Source organism: Pontibacter brevis (assembly GCF_054779655.1).
Genome location: NZ_BAAGXV010000001.1, coordinates 50,611 through 66,996, shown reverse-complemented (window position 1 = coordinate 66,996; position 16,386 = coordinate 50,611). Strand labels below are relative to the sequence as shown.

14 protein-coding genes and 1 riboswitch are annotated in these 16,386 nt (G+C 49.1%); of the genes, 5 read left to right on the top strand and 9 right to left on the bottom strand.

Annotated features, from left to right (window positions below):
- Positions 1-16: 16 nt before the first annotated feature.
- The 3 genes from metH to rplU form a co-directional block, all read right to left on the bottom strand.
- A complete protein-coding gene (metH, locus tag ACYVB1_RS00305) occupies positions 17-3,736 on the bottom strand; it encodes a methionine synthase (RefSeq protein WP_460919287.1) in 3,720 nt (1,239 codons plus the stop codon).
- Between the two features lie 72 nt (positions 3,737-3,808).
- Positions 3,809-3,916: riboswitch (SAM riboswitch) on the bottom strand.
- A 145-nt stretch (positions 3,917-4,061) separates the two neighbouring features.
- The gene (gene rpmA, locus ACYVB1_RS00300; protein WP_460919284.1) at positions 4,062-4,334 is read right to left on the bottom strand and encodes a 50S ribosomal protein L27; all 273 of its coding nucleotides are present in this window, start codon (positions 4,332-4,334) and stop codon (positions 4,062-4,064) included.
- A 70-nt stretch (positions 4,335-4,404) separates the two neighbouring features.
- Positions 4,405-4,716 carry a 50S ribosomal protein L21 gene (gene rplU / locus ACYVB1_RS00295; RefSeq protein ID WP_460919281.1) on the bottom strand — a complete coding sequence of 104 codons (312 nt, stop codon included), beginning with the start codon at positions 4,714-4,716 and terminating at the stop codon, positions 4,405-4,407.
- 634 nt (positions 4,717-5,350) lie between these two features.
- On the opposite strand from rplU, the gene ACYVB1_RS00290 reads away from it, so the two are divergent.
- The 4 genes from ACYVB1_RS00290 to ACYVB1_RS00275 all read left to right on the top strand — a co-directional run bounded on the left by ACYVB1_RS00290 (position 5,351) and on the right by ACYVB1_RS00275 (position 10,515).
- Positions 5,351-6,319 (top strand): ribonucleoside-diphosphate reductase small subunit, encoded by a 969-nt coding sequence (locus ACYVB1_RS00290; RefSeq protein ID WP_460919278.1) that lies wholly within the window; start codon positions 5,351-5,353, stop codon positions 6,317-6,319.
- 360 nt (positions 6,320-6,679) lie between these two features.
- Positions 6,680-9,061 carry a ribonucleoside-diphosphate reductase subunit alpha gene (locus ACYVB1_RS00285; RefSeq protein WP_460919275.1) on the top strand — a complete coding sequence of 794 codons (2,382 nt, stop codon included), beginning with the start codon at positions 6,680-6,682 and terminating at the stop codon, positions 9,059-9,061.
- Between the two features lie 66 nt (positions 9,062-9,127).
- Positions 9,128-10,051, top strand: a complete 924-nt coding sequence (locus ACYVB1_RS00280; RefSeq protein ID WP_460919272.1) for a hypothetical protein — start codon at positions 9,128-9,130, stop codon at positions 10,049-10,051.
- 119 nt (positions 10,052-10,170) lie between these two features.
- Positions 10,171-10,515, top strand: coding sequence for a hypothetical protein (locus ACYVB1_RS00275; protein WP_460919269.1), 345 nt, complete (start codon positions 10,171-10,173; stop codon positions 10,513-10,515).
- A gap of 117 nt (positions 10,516-10,632) precedes the next feature.
- Here ACYVB1_RS00275 and ACYVB1_RS00270 read toward each other — a convergent pair whose 3' ends face one another.
- The 5 genes from ACYVB1_RS00270 to ACYVB1_RS00250 form a co-directional block, all read right to left on the bottom strand.
- On the bottom strand, positions 10,633-11,229 hold the full coding sequence (locus ACYVB1_RS00270) for a transposase (protein ID WP_460919266.1): 597 nt from the start codon (positions 11,227-11,229) through the stop codon (positions 10,633-10,635).
- A gap of 117 nt (positions 11,230-11,346) precedes the next feature.
- Complete coding sequence (locus ACYVB1_RS00265; protein ID WP_460919263.1) at positions 11,347-12,057, bottom strand: hypothetical protein; 711 nt, start codon at positions 12,055-12,057, stop codon at positions 11,347-11,349.
- 259 nt (positions 12,058-12,316) lie between these two features.
- Positions 12,317-12,727 carry a hypothetical protein gene (locus ACYVB1_RS00260; RefSeq protein WP_460919260.1) on the bottom strand — a complete coding sequence of 137 codons (411 nt, stop codon included), beginning with the start codon at positions 12,725-12,727 and terminating at the stop codon, positions 12,317-12,319.
- A gap of 299 nt (positions 12,728-13,026) precedes the next feature.
- The gene (locus tag ACYVB1_RS00255) at positions 13,027-13,434 is read right to left on the bottom strand and encodes a Dabb family protein (RefSeq protein ID WP_460919257.1); all 408 of its coding nucleotides are present in this window, start codon (positions 13,432-13,434) and stop codon (positions 13,027-13,029) included.
- A 206-nt stretch (positions 13,435-13,640) separates the two neighbouring features.
- Positions 13,641-14,084: an STAS/SEC14 domain-containing protein gene (locus ACYVB1_RS00250; RefSeq protein WP_460919254.1), complete on the bottom strand. Its 444-nt coding sequence runs from the start codon at positions 14,082-14,084 to the stop codon at positions 13,641-13,643.
- A 293-nt stretch (positions 14,085-14,377) separates the two neighbouring features.
- On the opposite strand from ACYVB1_RS00250, the gene ACYVB1_RS00245 reads away from it, so the two are divergent.
- Positions 14,378-15,907 (top strand): FAD-dependent oxidoreductase, encoded by a 1,530-nt coding sequence (locus ACYVB1_RS00245; protein ID WP_460919251.1) that lies wholly within the window; start codon positions 14,378-14,380, stop codon positions 15,905-15,907.
- Between the two features lie 37 nt (positions 15,908-15,944).
- On the opposite strand, the gene ACYVB1_RS00240 is transcribed toward ACYVB1_RS00245, so the two are convergent.
- The gene (locus ACYVB1_RS00240) at positions 15,945-16,379 is read right to left on the bottom strand and encodes a hypothetical protein (RefSeq protein WP_460919249.1); all 435 of its coding nucleotides are present in this window, start codon (positions 16,377-16,379) and stop codon (positions 15,945-15,947) included.
- Positions 16,380-16,386: the final 7 nt, after the last annotated feature.

Genomic DNA, 16,386 nt, shown 5'->3' with positions numbered 1-16,386 from the left:
CTGGCTGCTAGTGCACTTACTCCGCTGCCTCGATTTGCTGCGCCAGCGGCTGCGGCTCATAGTTGAGGTTAGGTGAGAGCCAGCGCTCCAGTTCCTCCTGCGGCATGCCTTTGCGACGCGCAATGTCGGCCACCTGATCTTCTCCTATCTTACCCAAGCCAAAGTAGCGCGACTCCGGATGCGAGAAGTATAAGCCGCTTACCGCTGCTGTCGGGTACATGGCCAGGTTCTCCGTCAGGATAACGCCTGTTTGCTCTTCGGCTTTCAGCAGGTTAAACAGCGTGATTTTCTCGGTATGGTCGGGGCAGCCGGGGTAACCTGGTGCCGGGCGTATGCCCTGGTACTGCTCTTTTATCAGCGCATCATTGTCCAGGCTTTCCTGCGGCGCGTAACCCCACAGTTCCTTGCGGACTTTGGCGTGCATCAGTTCGGCAAAGGCCTCGGCTAAACGATCGGCCAAGGCTTTCACCATGATAGACAGGTAGTCGTTGTGGTCAGCCTCGTACTTCTCTACCAGTTTCTCAATCCCAAAGCCAGTGGAAACCACAAACCCGCCGATGTAGTCCTGTTTGCCTGTTTCTTTCGGCGCCACAAAATCAGAGAAAGCCAGGTTCGGCACATTGCCGCCTTTCTTGCCCTGCTGGCGCAGCGTGTGGAACTCCGTCAGCACGTTTTCACGTGAATCATCGGCGTAGACTTCTATGGTATCATCGGCTTCCACGTTGGCAGGGTAGAAACCTACCACCGCACGCGCTTCCAAAAGTTGATTGTCTACAATCTCCTGCAGCAGTTGCTGCGCATCGGCAAATAGTTTGCGTGCCTCTGCTCCGTATTCCGCATCATCCAGAATCTTCGGATACTGGCGCTTCAGCTCCCAAGTATGGAAGAAAGGTGTCCAGTCGATGTAAGGCACGATTTCCGATAACGGATAGTTTTTAAACACTTTGGTGCCCAAGAAGCTTGGCCTGGTTGGCTGTGTGGCCTCCCAGTCTACCTTGAACTTGTTGGCGCGCGCTTCTTCGATGGTGGCAAAAGAACGCTCTTTGGTGCGGCTCAGGTGGTCTTCGCGCAGCTTCTGATACTCTGCTCTGATTTCGGCCACATACTCCTCCTTATTGCTGCCCAGCAGGCTACCTACCACGGTTACACTACGGGAGGCATCGTGCACGTGCACCACCGGCCCGCTGTATTGCGGCGCGATTTTAACGGCTGTGTGTACGCGGGAGGTAGTGGCTCCGCCAATCAGCAGGGGAATTTTCATGCCTCTTCGCTCCATCTCCTGCGCCACATACACCATCTCGTCCAGTGAAGGCGTAATCAAACCGCTCAGGCCAATGATATCCACCTTCTGGGCTTCGGCCTCTGATAATATCTTATCCAGCGACACCATCACACCCAGGTCAATTACCTCATAGTTGTTACAGGCCAGCACCACGCCCACAATGTTTTTGCCGATGTCGTGCACGTCGCCTTTCACGGTCGCCATCAGGATGGTGCCTGCCGTTGATTTGGAGGTGTCGGATGCCAGTTTCTCCTGCTCCATAAAAGGCAGCAGGTACGCTACGGACTTCTTCATCACACGCGCGCTCTTCACTACCTGTGGCAGGAACATTTTACCGGCACCGAACAAGTCGCCTACTACGGTCATACCGGCCATCAACGGTCCTTCAATTACCTCTAAGGTTTTAGTGACTTTCTGTCGTGCTTCCTCGGTGTCCTCTTCTATAAATTCTACGATGCCTTTTACCAGGGCATGCTTCAGGCGCTCTTCCACAGGGGCTTCGCGCCAGGTGTTGTCTGCCTGTGCAGCACCCTTGCCTTTGCCCTTGATGGTATCCGCATAGGTTACCAGCTTTTCCGTTGCATCCGGGTGGCGGTTGAAGATCACGTCCTCAATCAGGTCACGCAGTTCTACCGGCACCTCGTCATACACGCCCAGCATACCGGCGTTCACAATGCCCATGTTCATGCCCGCCTGCACGGCATAGTACAGGAACACGGTGTGCATCGCCTCACGCACCAGGTCATTACCGCGGAATGAGAACGAGAGGTTGCTTACCCCACCACTCACCAAAGCGTGTGGCAGGTTAGCCTTTATCCATTTTACCGACTCCAAGTATTCAACTGCATAATTGTTATGCTCTTCTATACCGGTGGCAATGGCTAATATATTCGGGTCGAAAATAATGTCCTGTGGCGGGAAGCCCACTTCCTCTGTCAGGATGCGGTAAGCACGTCCGCAGATTTCGATTCTTCGCTCCAGGGTGTCGGCCTGGCCTTCCTCATCAAACGCCATCACCACAGCAGCGGCACCATACTGGCGCACTTTGCGGGCCTGCGCTTTGAAGTTTTCCTCGCCTTCTTTTAAGGAGATGGAGTTGACAATAGACTTACCCTGCACACACTTCAGGCCTGCCTCCAGCACCGTCCACTTCGAGGAGTCGATCATGATCGGCAGCTTGGAGATGTCCGGCTCGGAGGCAATCAGGTTCAGGAAGTTGGTCATGGTCTCCTCAGAGTCCAACATGCCCTCGTCCATGTTCACGTCGATGATCTGGGCACCGCCTTCTACCTGCTGCTGCGCTACCGAAAGAGCCTCTTCAAACTCTCCGTTTACAATCAGGCGGGCGAATTTCTTGGAGCCGGTTACGTTCGTACGCTCGCCCACGTTCACAAACAGGGTTTCCGGTGTGATGGTAAGCGGTTCCAGTCCGCTGAAGCGCGAGTAAGCAGGAAGCTCAGGAACGACACGTGGTTTATGCTTGGCAGAAAGCTCCGCAATACGGCGGATATGATCCGGTGTGGTACCACAGCAGCCACCCAATATATTTATCAGGCCTTCCTGCAAGTACTCCTCTACAATAGCACCCATTTCATCTGCTGTTTCATCGTAGCCGCCAAAGGCATTTGGCAGACCGGCATTCGGGTACGCGCTGATATGCACATCCGCAATACGAGACAGTTCCTGGATGTGTGTCTTCAGCTGGCGCGCGCCCAGGGCACAGTTAAAACCGATGCTGATGATAGGAGCGTGGGAGATGGAGTTCCAGAACGCCTCTACTGTCTGGCCAGATAAGGTACGGCCGCTGGCATCGGTGATGGTACCCGACACCATGATGGGCAGCTCTTTGCCCCCATCCTGCACATACTGCTCTGCGGCAAAAAGGGCAGCCTTACAGTTAAGCGTATCAAACACCGTCTCTATCAGCAGCACATCGCAGCCACCATCCACCAGGCCACGCACCTGCTCATAATAAGCTTCCACCAGCTGGTCGAAGGTGATAGCGCGGTAGCCAGGGTTGTTTACATCCGGGGAAAGGGAAGCCGTACGGTTGGTTGGGCCAATGGCGCCGGCTACAAAACGCGGCTTGTCCGGGTTCTGCGCTGTTACTTCGTCTGCGGCCTCGCGAGCCAGCCTCGCCGATTCATAATTCAGCTCATATACCAGGTCCTCCATATGGTAATCGGCCATGGCAATGCTGGTGCCGCTGAAGGTGTTTGTCTCCACAATGTCAGCGCCGGCATTCAGGTACTCCACGTGTATGGCCTTGATAATGTCCGGGCGGGTGATGGAGAGCAGGTCGTTATTGCCCTTCAGGTCGCTGGGATGATCCTTAAAGCGCTCGCCACGGAAATCTGCTTCTGAAAGCTGGTAACGCTGAATCATGGTGCCCATCGCGCCGTCCAGCACGAGCACACGCTCCTTCAGCAATTTATGAATGGGGTGTTTTGTCATTTTCGGTGTCGTCTTTCTTCTCTAAGTCTTCTGTATTCGGCTTATCAAGAAGGACACCTGGGGAGGAGTACATTCTTATCTTTTCCTGCTATTATGGTGCAGGAAGGGAGTTAGCACCAAGCTTTTACATGGTTGCTAAGACGTCATGGGGCCCTGTCCCTCGGTCTTTCTTGATAAGAAGCTGCAAGTTAAGCATATATATGCTTAAAAACGAAACAAGTGCTTTAAATTTAAACATGCAGCCTTGCCTGTGTAAAAAAAGAGAGGGTTGCCGTGTGGCAACCCTCTCCGCTAGCGCTACTGCCGAAGCAGTTGGCTGTTTAGCTTACGCCTCAGCTTCTGTTGTTTTAGGAACTACAGAAACGTAAGAACGGTTCTTCTTTCCTTTTCTGAACTGCACTACGCCGTCAGTCAGCGCGAACAGTGTGTGGTCTTTGCCCATACCCACGTTTGTGCTTGGGTGGTGTGCAGTGCCTCTTTGTCTTACAATGATGTTACCAGCGATGATATCCTGGCCACCGTAAATTTTAACACCAAGTCGTTTAGAGTGCGACTCGCGGCCGTTATTAGAACTACCTGCTCCTTTTTTGTGTGCCATGTTTTTTTACTTTGCTTCAGGTTAGCGAGCCAAGCCTGAAAGGATTTTAAAATAAATTTCTTCTTACTGCTTAACCAATGCTCTCGATCAGGACCTTCGTGAATTGCTGGCGGTGGCCATTCTTCTTGCGGTATCCTTTTCTTCTCTTCTTTTTGAAAACGATCACTTTGTCGCCTTTCACCATTGGGGTAAGGATTCTACCTGTCACCTTAACACCGCTAACGAAAGGAGCACCTAAAGTAACAGTGCCGTTATCATCAGTAAGAAGAACATTGGTGAACTCAACGGCGTCACCCTCATTGCCGGAAAGCTTGTTAGCGTAGATGAACTTGCCGCTCTCTACTTTGGTCTGTTGACCTGCGATTTCTACAATTGCGTACATCAGCTTCAATGTATGTTTAAAAGATTTAGTCCGCAAAGGTACGGGTCTTATTTTAGATTTGCAACGGCTTGCTGCACAATTTGTTTGAGCGCTGCACACGGTTTCCCACATTTTTGTGGATAACCGTGTTTATATCTCTGGCAGAATTTGGATGATTTGTGAAAAACATGCTCAATATGCTGTGTTATAAAAGGTTGTGTGAATTTATGCACTTTTATGTTTTCCACAAATTGCACTGAAAACACGGTGCATTGCCGCTTGTTCTTACACGAGTCACCTGCTGCTGTATTCTTTTCCACACTTCTACACAAAACAGGGGTTAAAAAGCTGGTTTTGCAGCCATTATGGCTCAAATCTGGGTGTTATATGTATACATCTCAATATTTTAGGTAACCTATGTGTGTTGTCCACGGTGTGGATAACTGTGTGTATTAACCCTTAAATATGCCCTTAATCGCTAACTGGGAGGGTGTGCATAAATTGAACAACTTTCGCCCCTACTTTCAAGTTCAATTCTATATATTTGAACTCCTGATACTGTGGTTGCCGCCGTGCTGGTAGTGGCTGAACAAATACCTTATTCAGGAGTTTTGAGAGCAGATGTTCTAAAACTAATCCTTTACACTTTAATAATATGCATGATATGGAGCCAATACTGAAAGAGAATCCCAACCGCTTCGTCTTGTTTCCGATTCAGAATGATGCGGTGTGGCAGATGTACAAGAAGGCGGAAGCCAGCTTCTGGACCGCTGAGGAGATTGACCTGGGGCAGGACCTGAAAGACTGGGAAAACCTGAACGACGGCGAGCGCCACTTCATCAGCCACGTGCTGGCTTTCTTTGCAGCCTCAGACGGCATTGTGAACGAGAACCTGGCCGTAAATTTCATGAACGAGGTGCAGATACCGGAGGCGCGCTGCTTCTACGGCTTCCAGATCATGATGGAGAACATCCACTCTGAAACGTATTCGCTCCTGATAGATACTTATGTAAAGAAGCAGAGCGAGAAAGACCACCTGTTCAACGCCCTGGAAACAGTACCGGCGGTGGGCCGCAAAGGGGAGTGGGCGCTGAAGTGGATCGAGAGTGAGAATTTTGCGGAGCGCCTGATTGCCTTTGCTGCTGTGGAGGGTATTTTCTTCTCCGGCTCTTTCTGCTCTATCTTCTGGCTGAAGAAGCGCGGCCTGATGCCGGGTCTTACTTTCTCTAATGAGCTTATCAGCCGTGATGAGGGCCTGCACTGCGACTTTGCCTGCTTATTATATAGCATGCTGAACAACAAGCTGCCGGAAGAGCGTGTGCAGGAAATTATTCGCGATGCGGTGAGCATTGAGCAGGAGTTCGTAACAGATGCCCTACCAGTGGACCTGATTGGTATGAACTCGAAGCTGATGAGCCAATACATCGAGTTTGTGGCCGACCGCCTGTTAGGAGAGCTGGGCTGCAGCAAGATATACAACTCCACCAACCCATTCGACTTTATGGAAATGATCTCGCTGCAGGGCAAGACCAACTTCTTCGAGAAGCGCGTGGGCGAATACCAGAAAGCAGGTGTTGGCGGCGACAAAGACAAAAAAGTTTTCTCGCTGGACGAAGACTTTTAAAATATATCTGAATCTTGTTATATTTAAGGAGCCAAAGGGAGAAAGTAATCTTTTTCCCCTCCTTAAGTTACGCTTACCTATAATTCCCGGGCAGCCGCAGGCACGCGCAGTGGCAGCTCCACCAATTCATAGATGGCCGTAGCCACCTAACAGGGTATCTCTACCCTACTATATAGAAAAAGCATTTGGCTTAACCTATAATCGTTTGTACTACAACGGCTTATATCGCTATATGCGTATGGGCTGATGGAGTGCCGCATCAAAAACAGAACCAGCAGCTGCAAAGGCAGCGCTTTAATATATACCTGTACCTATTTATTAATAACCCGGGCCTTTAGAACCCGCTAATATTATACGCCTATGTTAGTAGTTAAACGAGACGGCAGACGCGAATCCGTTAAATTCGATAAGATTACGGCACGCATTGAAAAGCTGTGCTACGGTTTGCACATGGATTATGTGTCGCCGATTGAGGTAGCCAAAAAGGTGATTGACGGCATCTACGACGGGGTAACCACCGTGGAGCTGGACAACCTTGCTGCCGAGACAGCGGCCTCCCTCACCACAAAGCACCCGGATTATGCGGTGCTGGCAGCCCGAATTGCTATTTCTAACCTGCACAAGGTTACCAGCAAGTCGTTCTCCAACACCATGAAGCGCCTTTATACCTATGAAGACCCAAAGACTGGGGAAAACGCTTCGTTGATTGCCAAGGACGTGTATGAGATTGTGCGTAAGAACGCAGCCCTGCTCGATTCTACCATCATCTACGACCGCGACTATAACTACGATTTCTTCGGATATAAGACCTTGGAGCGCTCTTACCTGCTTCGCCTGGATGGCAAGATTGTAGAGCGCCCGCAGCATATGTTGATGCGTGTTGCCGTGGGTATCCACAAGGAGGACATCGAATCTGCCATTGAGACTTATAACCTCATGTCTGAGAAGTGGTTTACCCACGCCACGCCAACATTATTTAACGCTGCCACACCAAAGCCGCAGCTATCTTCGTGCTTCCTGCTGACGATGAAAGACGACAGCATACCAGGCATCTACGATACGCTGAAGCAGTGCGCGCAGATCTCGCAAAGTGCCGGCGGTATCGGCCTGAGCATCCACAACGTGCGTGCGACAGGTTCTTACATCAAAGGCACGAACGGTACCTCCAACGGTATCATCCCGATGCTGAAGGTGTTTAACGACACAGCCCGCTACGTAGACCAGGGAGGTGGCAAGCGCAAAGGTGCTTTCGCTATTTACCTGGAGCCATGGCACTCGGATATCTTCGACTTCCTGGATTTGAAGAAGAACCACGGTAAAGAAGAAAACCGTGCCCGTGACCTATTCTACGCCCTCTGGACACCAGACCTGTTTATGAAGCGCGTGGAGGAAAACGGTGACTGGAGCCTGTTCTGCCCACATGAGGCCCCTGGCCTGGCAGATTGCTGGGGTAAGGAGTTTGAGCGCCTGTACGAAAAGTACGAGCGCGAAGGCCGTGCCCGCAAAACTGTAAAAGCACAGGAGCTTTGGTTTGCAGTGCTGGAGTCGCAGGTAGAGACCGGTACACCATATATGCTGTATAAAGATGCGGCTAACAGCAAGAGCAATCAGCAGAACCTGGGTACCATCAAGAGCTCGAACCTGTGCACCGAGATTATGGAGTACACAGCAGCCGACGAGATAGCTGTTTGTAACCTGGCATCGCTGGCCCTGCCACGCTTTGTGAAGGAGGAGAACGGCCATAAGGTGTTCGACCACCAGAAGCTGTTTGATGTAACTTACCATGTAACGAAGAACCTGAACAAGGTTATTGATATCAACTACTACCCAGTACCGGAGGCACGCAATTCTAACCTGCGTCACCGTCCGATTGGTTTGGGAGTGCAGGGATTAGCGGATACCTTTATTCACCTGCGCATGCCATTCGAGAGCGAGGAGGCTAGGGGCTTGAACAAAGACATCTTCGAGACCATCTACTTTGCAGCCATGACGGCTTCTAAAGATCTGGCGAAGAAGGATGGTCCTTATGAGACGTTTAAAGGCTCTCCGCTGTCTGAAGGTAAATTCCAGTTCGACCTGTGGGGTGTAACGCCGGAGAGCGGCCGCTGGGATTGGGAAGAGCTACGCCAGGAAGTGATAAAGCACGGTGCGCGTAACTCCCTGTTATTAGCACCAATGCCGACGGCTTCTACGGCACAGATTCTGGGCAACAACGAGTCGTTTGAGCCTTATACTTCTAACATTTACCTGCGCCGCGTACTGTCTGGCGAGTTCATGGTGGTGAACAAGCACCTGCTCCGCGACCTGATTGCACTGGGTATCTGGAACGATAGAATGAAGAACGATATCATTGCGGCCAACGGTTCTATCCAGGACATTCCGAACATCCCGCAGCACATCAAAGACCTGTACAAAACGGTTTGGGAAATCAGCCAGCGTACCGTAATTGACATGAGTGCTGACCGTGGCGCGTACATCTGCCAAAGCCAGTCGCTGAACCTGCACGTACAGAACGTGAACTTCGGTAAGCTGACCTCGATGCACTTCCACGCCTGGAAGAAAGGCCTGAAGACAGGTATGTACTACCTGCGCACCAAGTCCGCGGTAGACGCCATCAAGTTTACGGTGGAGAAACAAGCCGCCGAAACACTGTCGCCGGTCTACAGCCAGCAAGACCAGAACCGCAGCGACATGAGCTGCTCACTGGATAACCCTGACGCTTGCGAAGCTTGCGGATCGTAAAACACAAACGGAGGCTTTTTGCCTCCGTTTGCTTTTGTCATTTACATAGCCTCGAGAACGAGTGAAATGGGAGTAAAAAAGGTATATTCTCTCAAGATGAGGTATAGTGCCTTGTTAGGAGACTACTTAAAAGTACTTATTGATTTATTAGATTTTTTATCATTATGTAGTATAGATGAGGAAATACATATAGATGGTAGTGACTACAAGTGGAGCAGCCCTTTTGTGACACTACCTTTAGCCTGCATATATGATCATATGCGGAGCAATGGATACAACGTTCATTTGGTTAATTTCGGGGGGAGCTATATGTCTACTACTTACTTTCCTGAAGGAATGAACATAGGTACTCCTGAGCTGGGAAGTAGACTAGAATATTATGGTGGTAAAACTTATATCCCTATAGTGAAGTTGTCAACCAACATGGATGATGATTCTGTCACTATCAGAGAAAAGTTTCAAAGTCAGATCCACAGTTTGATAATCAAGCAATCAGGAGTAGATGCCTCTATGAGAAGCGCTCTGACTTACCTTGTTGATGAACTTGTTAACAATGCTTTACAGCATTCAAGAGCTGATAGTCTTTGGCTAGCTGCACAGTACTATCCTAATGAGAAATACATTGATATTGCAATCGCAGACTCTGGAACTGCAATCTTAGGTAGTTACAAGCAAAGTGGCTTTGTAAAGTATAGCGATATCAGTACTCATACACAAGCTATTGACAACGCTGTAAATGGTCAATCAACCAAAGAAGATAGACTTTCAGAAGGCTCAAGAGGTTTTGGTATAAGAACATCGAAAGACATGTTATCAAAGGGACTCAAAGGTAAGTTTGTTCTCATGTCAGGCAATGCTTTTCTACTATCATCCAGTTTGAAAGATGAAATTATAAGTATGGATGGAATAACAGAATGGCAAGGGACTCTTGCTTTGCTGCGTATACCGACCGATGTTCAAGGTTTCCAGTACACAAAATATGTAGAGTAAAAGAGTTTGCTATTTGTATGAATAAGTGATACTATTGTAGTGAGAGCTACGTTTTATGTTTACAAAACAACGTTGAAGATATAATAACGTAGAGCTAAAAGGAGACGATAGTAAAGCATATGGATAATCATATCAAGGTATATAAGTGTTTTGGTCATACCCTCGATAGTAGGGAAGCTGCTACCTTGCTCTTTGAGAGGTATAAAGATCATCGTTACTTATATTTAGACTTTGCTGGGGTAGATTTTATGTCTCGTTCTTTTGCAGACCAATTTATAAAAGAGTCAAAAACTGCAAACTATAATGGAACAGTTGTAGAGTTAGAAAATATAGATAACGATTTGAAAGCTCTTCTTACTGCGGTGGAAAAAACGCAGCAAGGCTATAGAAAGGATTGGTTAGACATACCTAAACTAACATTCCATAACAAGGAGGAACTTTATCAACACCTTCAGACAATATAAAAAAAGGCGACTATGTTCAGTCGCCTTTTTTTATATTGTCTGAGTCAGTGTACCTAGACACTCGTAGGAGCTGCGCACGCTGCGAGGTCTTTGGGGGTGATTATAGCTCATCTTCTTCTATGAGTGGGGAGATGAGGGCGAAGTCGGCGGCGTTTTCTTCGTGGAAAGCTTTGTAATATTCTCTTCCTCCAAACCACTCCAGCACATCTTCCCGTTGCAGAGCTGTTTTACTTTTAGAAAGGATGCTGTGGTAAGAAGAGTAGGGCCAATCGCTGAAATCATCAAGCAGACCGTGATGCTGTGGGTTGAAATGAATATAATAGATAAGCGGGTGAAATAAGCCTCCGATGTCACTTCTTTTCTGCCGAACCGGTGCTGAAACAGCCGCCCAACACGGTCGTACCGGTTGTTTATTGTTTTAGCATAGGCATTCAGCAAGTGCGCCAGTTGTCGCGGCACACTGATTAACTTCGTTGGGTCCTCGGATAGTGTTAGCGGCTTCAGTGCCTCCTCCTCTTTTATTCGTATCAGGAAGTGCACGCGGTCCGGCAGCAGGCAATACGCAAACGTATCAGCGTAGGGCGCTATATACTTTCGGTAGAGCTGCAGGAAGTAAGCATAGTTATCCGGATGCCTGAATAACGTCTCTTTGTTGTTGCTCCGGGTGTAGAGGTGGTAGTATTTTCCTGGTTCCAGCGAAGTTGTCTTTTGCATCTATACCTGTACGAACTTACAGGAACAGTTGCTCAAAAAGACCTCGCAGCGTGCGCAGCTCCTGCGAGCGTCTGGGCCAGTAGCGCCTGCCTCAAATAATACCTGGTCCGCCAGAGCTTATTGCCAGAGAGTAACCTCAACAGAGTTATAGTAAAGTGTAGTAGTGCCTTCAAAGCCGGAGTCGGTGCCAACGATGAGCCACAGGCTACCGGTAGCGTCGGTTGTGATCTGGACGGGCTTTAGCAGATTGTTCCGGCGTACCAGCTGGTACTTTTCTTCCTGGCCTGGAATACCGATGCTGCCCAGCACCACCATGTGTTTACCACCTTGGGCTTGGTTCCCTTTGTCGATGTTCATTTGAATATCATCGCCTTCCTCAACCGCCATGGGTTCAACAGGCGCTCCACCTGCTTTCAGGTAAACACTTGCGCCGGGGCTACCTCCTATCCCAAAAGATGCCTCCGGATACTTCGAAGCGAATTCAACCTGAAAAGTGGCCCTGTAGGTATAGTTCGGCTTAAGCCCTGTTACCTTCTTCTTCATAAACAGGAACAGGTCATCGCTCATGTTCCGACCAGAGAGCATCATTCCCATCCCGTTTTTGTTTACCTCAGCAGGAAGGAACTCATGCGCAAAATCAAACTCCAGCTTCTCCTGGTCCCAATCCTTCGGAAAGTCAGCCATTCCCCCCTGCCACCCCTGGGCGTTCTGTTCGAAGTTGTACAAAAGGATGTGAGCTGGGAGTGGGATGTCTTCATCATCTTTGTTGCAACCAAAGCTTAATACAGCCAAAAGGCTCAGCAGGTAAAGTTTAAAACTTGTTTTCATGGCTCTTAAAGTGACTTGTTCCGATCATACTATATATACGATATCAGCATGAAAACGAAACACACAAAAAGCATAAAACAAGCTGTTAGTCAGGGCGTTAGAGGATGCTTGTAAGGTGAAAGCCTTGGGTAGTAGAGAGGAAGCAGCAGGTGTAGTGAAGGCAAAGATGGCTATTCTGAAACAAGCTCCTGCCTGTGCTACACGAGCTTGTGTAGACAATTGTGAAGGGGGTATTTCTTGCGAGCATCGGGGCCAGTTACTATTCCTCAAAAGGCTGCTTCAGCCAGGCCAATGCCATTACTTTGTTGTCAAAGTCTTTTGTCGCCAGGTCGCTCTGGCCCTCAGCCCGTTTGTAGATTTGCTCTACTGCTGATTTGTTAAAGAAGTCTTCAGATACCAGAACGGCATTGCGGCGCAGGCTGGAGTGCTGAAGCCGGGGCAGGATGTGCGCAACAAACCACTCCTGGTCTGCCTGCCGGATAACCCGCATCTTGCGGTTATCGCCCAGCCACCTCAGCGGTTTGTACTCCTCTATCATTTTGATGCAGGTAGTAATAGCCTCCCGGAACTCAGCACTGCTCAGGAAGCCTTCCCAGACAGCTGTTCCCAATTGCAGCTCTTTATCGTAAGAGATCGTAACCACATGATTCTGGAAATAATTGATTGACATAGCTAAAGACACAGCACCCTTTGATGAACCACAAAAATAATTTTTTGGGCACGAAGGGGCAACAGGGAAGTGCAGATAAATAGGTAAACAAGGTGAAAAAGCAATTCACTCAAAGCACGCCAGGCTTTCCGCTGAATTAGTTTGCATATGTGTCCAGACACCAGCAGCGGCATAAATGCTGACTATTCTATGCATCTATGCCGCTGCTGGTTCCCAGGAACGGTTGCTCAAAAAATGTAGCTCCTGTAAGTGCCTCAGCCGGGGTTGGAACTCCCTCATCAACAGCAGAAAAGCTGTTGCTATTTAACTTTAGCCTTAGCAGGAACATAATCCACCACAAAGGCATCCTCCAGAACATCTAGCTGGCCCAGCAGGGCACCAAACTTTTTATGCTCAGGGTGTGGCAGGTACGCATCACGCGCGGCTGCATCTTCAAACGTTAGCTGATACACGTGTGTGAAGCCCAGATTTTTGTTTTCAGGGCTATTGTTTATGCCGTGTTCATAGGCCGTAATGCCGGGTATCTTGCTTTTTAAATTAGCAAAAGCTTGTGTTACCTGCTCAATCTTTGCAGGAGCAGCATCGGGCTTGTATTTGAAAACAACAATGTGCCGCACCGGCTCTTTTTTTGAACCCTGGAATCCTGAAAGAAACGCTATCGTAGCGAATAGCGCCACTGCTAGACTAAGACCTGTTATTTTTTTCATGCTTCAATCTGATGTTCTACTGTGGTTAAACTTTATTCTAGTATAAACATAATTAACCGGATGTACAAAATAAGTATGCGCCCGCTACGCGAAAGCCCTGTCAATCTGTAAACAGAAGTGCTTGCTCCGAAACCTTATAGTTTGTCTGTTGGCAAGGAATACTCAGAGAGCCTTTACCAGCCATCCGGACCAGAGGCTGCAGCAAATTAATCAGAAGAAGTACCTGCACCGGTTAGGTCTGTTTTATCAAAAGGCTGCTTCAGCCACGCCATGGCTTCTGTTACGTTGTTGAAGTGGCGGAGAGAGATGTTGCCAAGGCCGCCACTGCGCTTCAGCATCTCCTCCATTGCCATGTTATTGAAAATGTCTTCAGAAACAACAGCGGCCATGCGGCGTAAGGGGCTTTCCAGCATTTTAGGGATATAGACTTCCACAGCCCATTGCTGGTCCTGCTGCCGGATAGCCTTCATTTTACGGCGGTCGGAGAGCCAGCGGGTAATCCCGTACGAATTTGCAAATTCGAGCGCGCGGAGTGCCATTTCCCGGAACTCACTGCTGCTCACAAAACCTTTCCATTCTCCCACTCCCAGCTGAAACTCCTCATCATAGCGCAGGCGTATGTGCTCGTTTTCGTAGTACGTTTTTAACATTGTTCATAAAGGCTGATAAATCCCTTTGCCGTAGGGGGGGGCGCAGGCTCAAAATGGCTATACGTAAAATACTGAAAAGCTACTTCTGTTCTGAAGAAGAATACTCTGGTATTTGTTAAAGAACTTACCCAGAAGCAGGTACGGGAGCCTTCAAGGCTACGATTGGTTATAAATACTTATGTGCTACGAGTTTATACTTAATATGCAGCCCTGACAACTATAAAGACACCTCCTGCTAAACCCCAGCCTCCTTTTCTGCGATCCCTTAAAAGGAACACTAAAGCGAAAACGAAATGGCAGCAGATCACATCACACAGGCATTATGGAGTGCAACCACTACATTCAAAACCTATCCGCAACTTTCAGGCGACATAGAGGTAGACGTTGCCATTGTGGGCGGAGGCATTACCGGGTTGAGCACAGCCTACAACTTAGCGAAAGCAGGCAAGCGGGTAGCGGTGCTGGAGGCACTGAAAGTAGGTTCAGGCACTACAGGCTCCTCCACAGGCAATTTATATGCCCCCATAGACGAACGCCTTCACTCCATAGCGTCAAAGCATAGCGAGGAAGCCCTGCGAACAGTGGCCGCTTCCCGAAGTGCTGCCGTAGATTTTATAGAGCAGCGGGTGCAGGAATTCAACATCGACTGTGAATTTGTGCGTGTGCCCTGGTACCTTTTTACTACCCCCGAAACCAGCAGCCAGAACAGCCAGGTAGAAAAGGAACTGGAGGCAGCAAAGAAAGCCGGTTTACCTGCAACCGGAGATGTGCCTGCAGGCTTTCCTTATCAGGTAGAGGCGATGACTAACATCCCGCACCAGGCGCAGTTTAACCCGCTTAAGTACGTGCAGGGCCTTGCAGCGGCCATAGAAAGCGATACCTGCCGGATATATGAGGGCACCAAGGTAATGGATGTGGAAGATGGAGAGCCTTGTGTGGTGCACACACAGCAAGGCAAAGTAACTGCAAAGCAGGTAGTGATGGCCACGCACTCTCCTAAGGGAATCTACATGGTGCATACTGAAATGGAGCCCTACCGCGAGTATGCAATGGCCGTACGCCTGAAAGGGGATGCCATCGCGGGCGGCGTATACTGGCACCAGATGCAGAGCCAGCAACACTCTGTTCGCCCTTACAGCAATGAGCAGGGCAACTTCCTGCTGGTGCTGGGCGAGCCGCACAAGGTGGGGCACAAGGAGCACAACGAGGATAGCTTCCTAAAGATAGAGGAATACATGACGAAGCACTTTGACGTGGACCACATTGTGTATAAGTGGGCTGCACAAAACTACAAGCCCGATGACAACCTTCCTTTTATCGGCACCAGCCCAATGCAAACCAACACCTACATTGCCACAGGCTTTGCTGCTGATGGACTGACCTGGGGAACCGTTTCGGGTATGATAATCAGTGACCTGATAACCGGCAAGGAAAACAAGTGGGCTGAAACGTTTGATCCGAAGCGTTTTACGCCTGTTGCGTCTGCCCCTAAGTTTGCGAAGGAGAACTTCCATGTGGCGAAGCACCTGATAAAGGACTACCTGTTCTACGGGGAAACCGATCAGCTAAAGGACATAAAGCCAGGAGAAGGCAAAACCATAGAGATAGACGATGAAAAGCTGGCAGCCTACCGGGATAACACCGGGCAGCTGCATGTGGTGTCATCTGTCTGCACGCACATGGGCTGCGTAGTGCACTTTAACAACGCGGAAAAGAGCTGGGACTGCCCCTGCCACGGAAGCCGTTTCTCAGTAGAGGGAGAGGTGTTGGAGGGGCCGGCGTACCATAACCTGGCGAAGCCAAACAGTACAAAAACAGAGTAAAGGGAAAAGGTGCAAATAAACAAAAGAGCCGGAGACGTTATTCAGAGTCTCTGGCTTTTTGCACCTCAGGCAGTTCCCTCAACCATGCCTCAGCTTCCCTGCTGTCTTCAAAATAGCGTACCGCCAGTTCCTTGTCTGTTACATTGGTTTTACTGTAGATAGTTTCGACTGCCTCCCTGTTCTGTTCATTTTCGGAGGGTAAGTTGGCTAATCGGAGCAATGAACTTTCCAGCAGTTTTGGCAGAAACACTTTAATGCTCCATTGCAGGTCATCAGGGCGTATAGAATTCATTTTGCGGTTATCACCAAGCCAGCCAACCAACTCATGCCTGTCTATCAGGTCCAGGCAAAGCAGCACAGACTCCCGGAATTCAGCGCCTATCAAATCGCCTTTCCAAACCGCTTTTCCCAAACCAAGGTCCTTATCAAAGTAAATATCAACAAAGTTGTTCTTAAAGTAAATTTGCTCCATAGGTAAT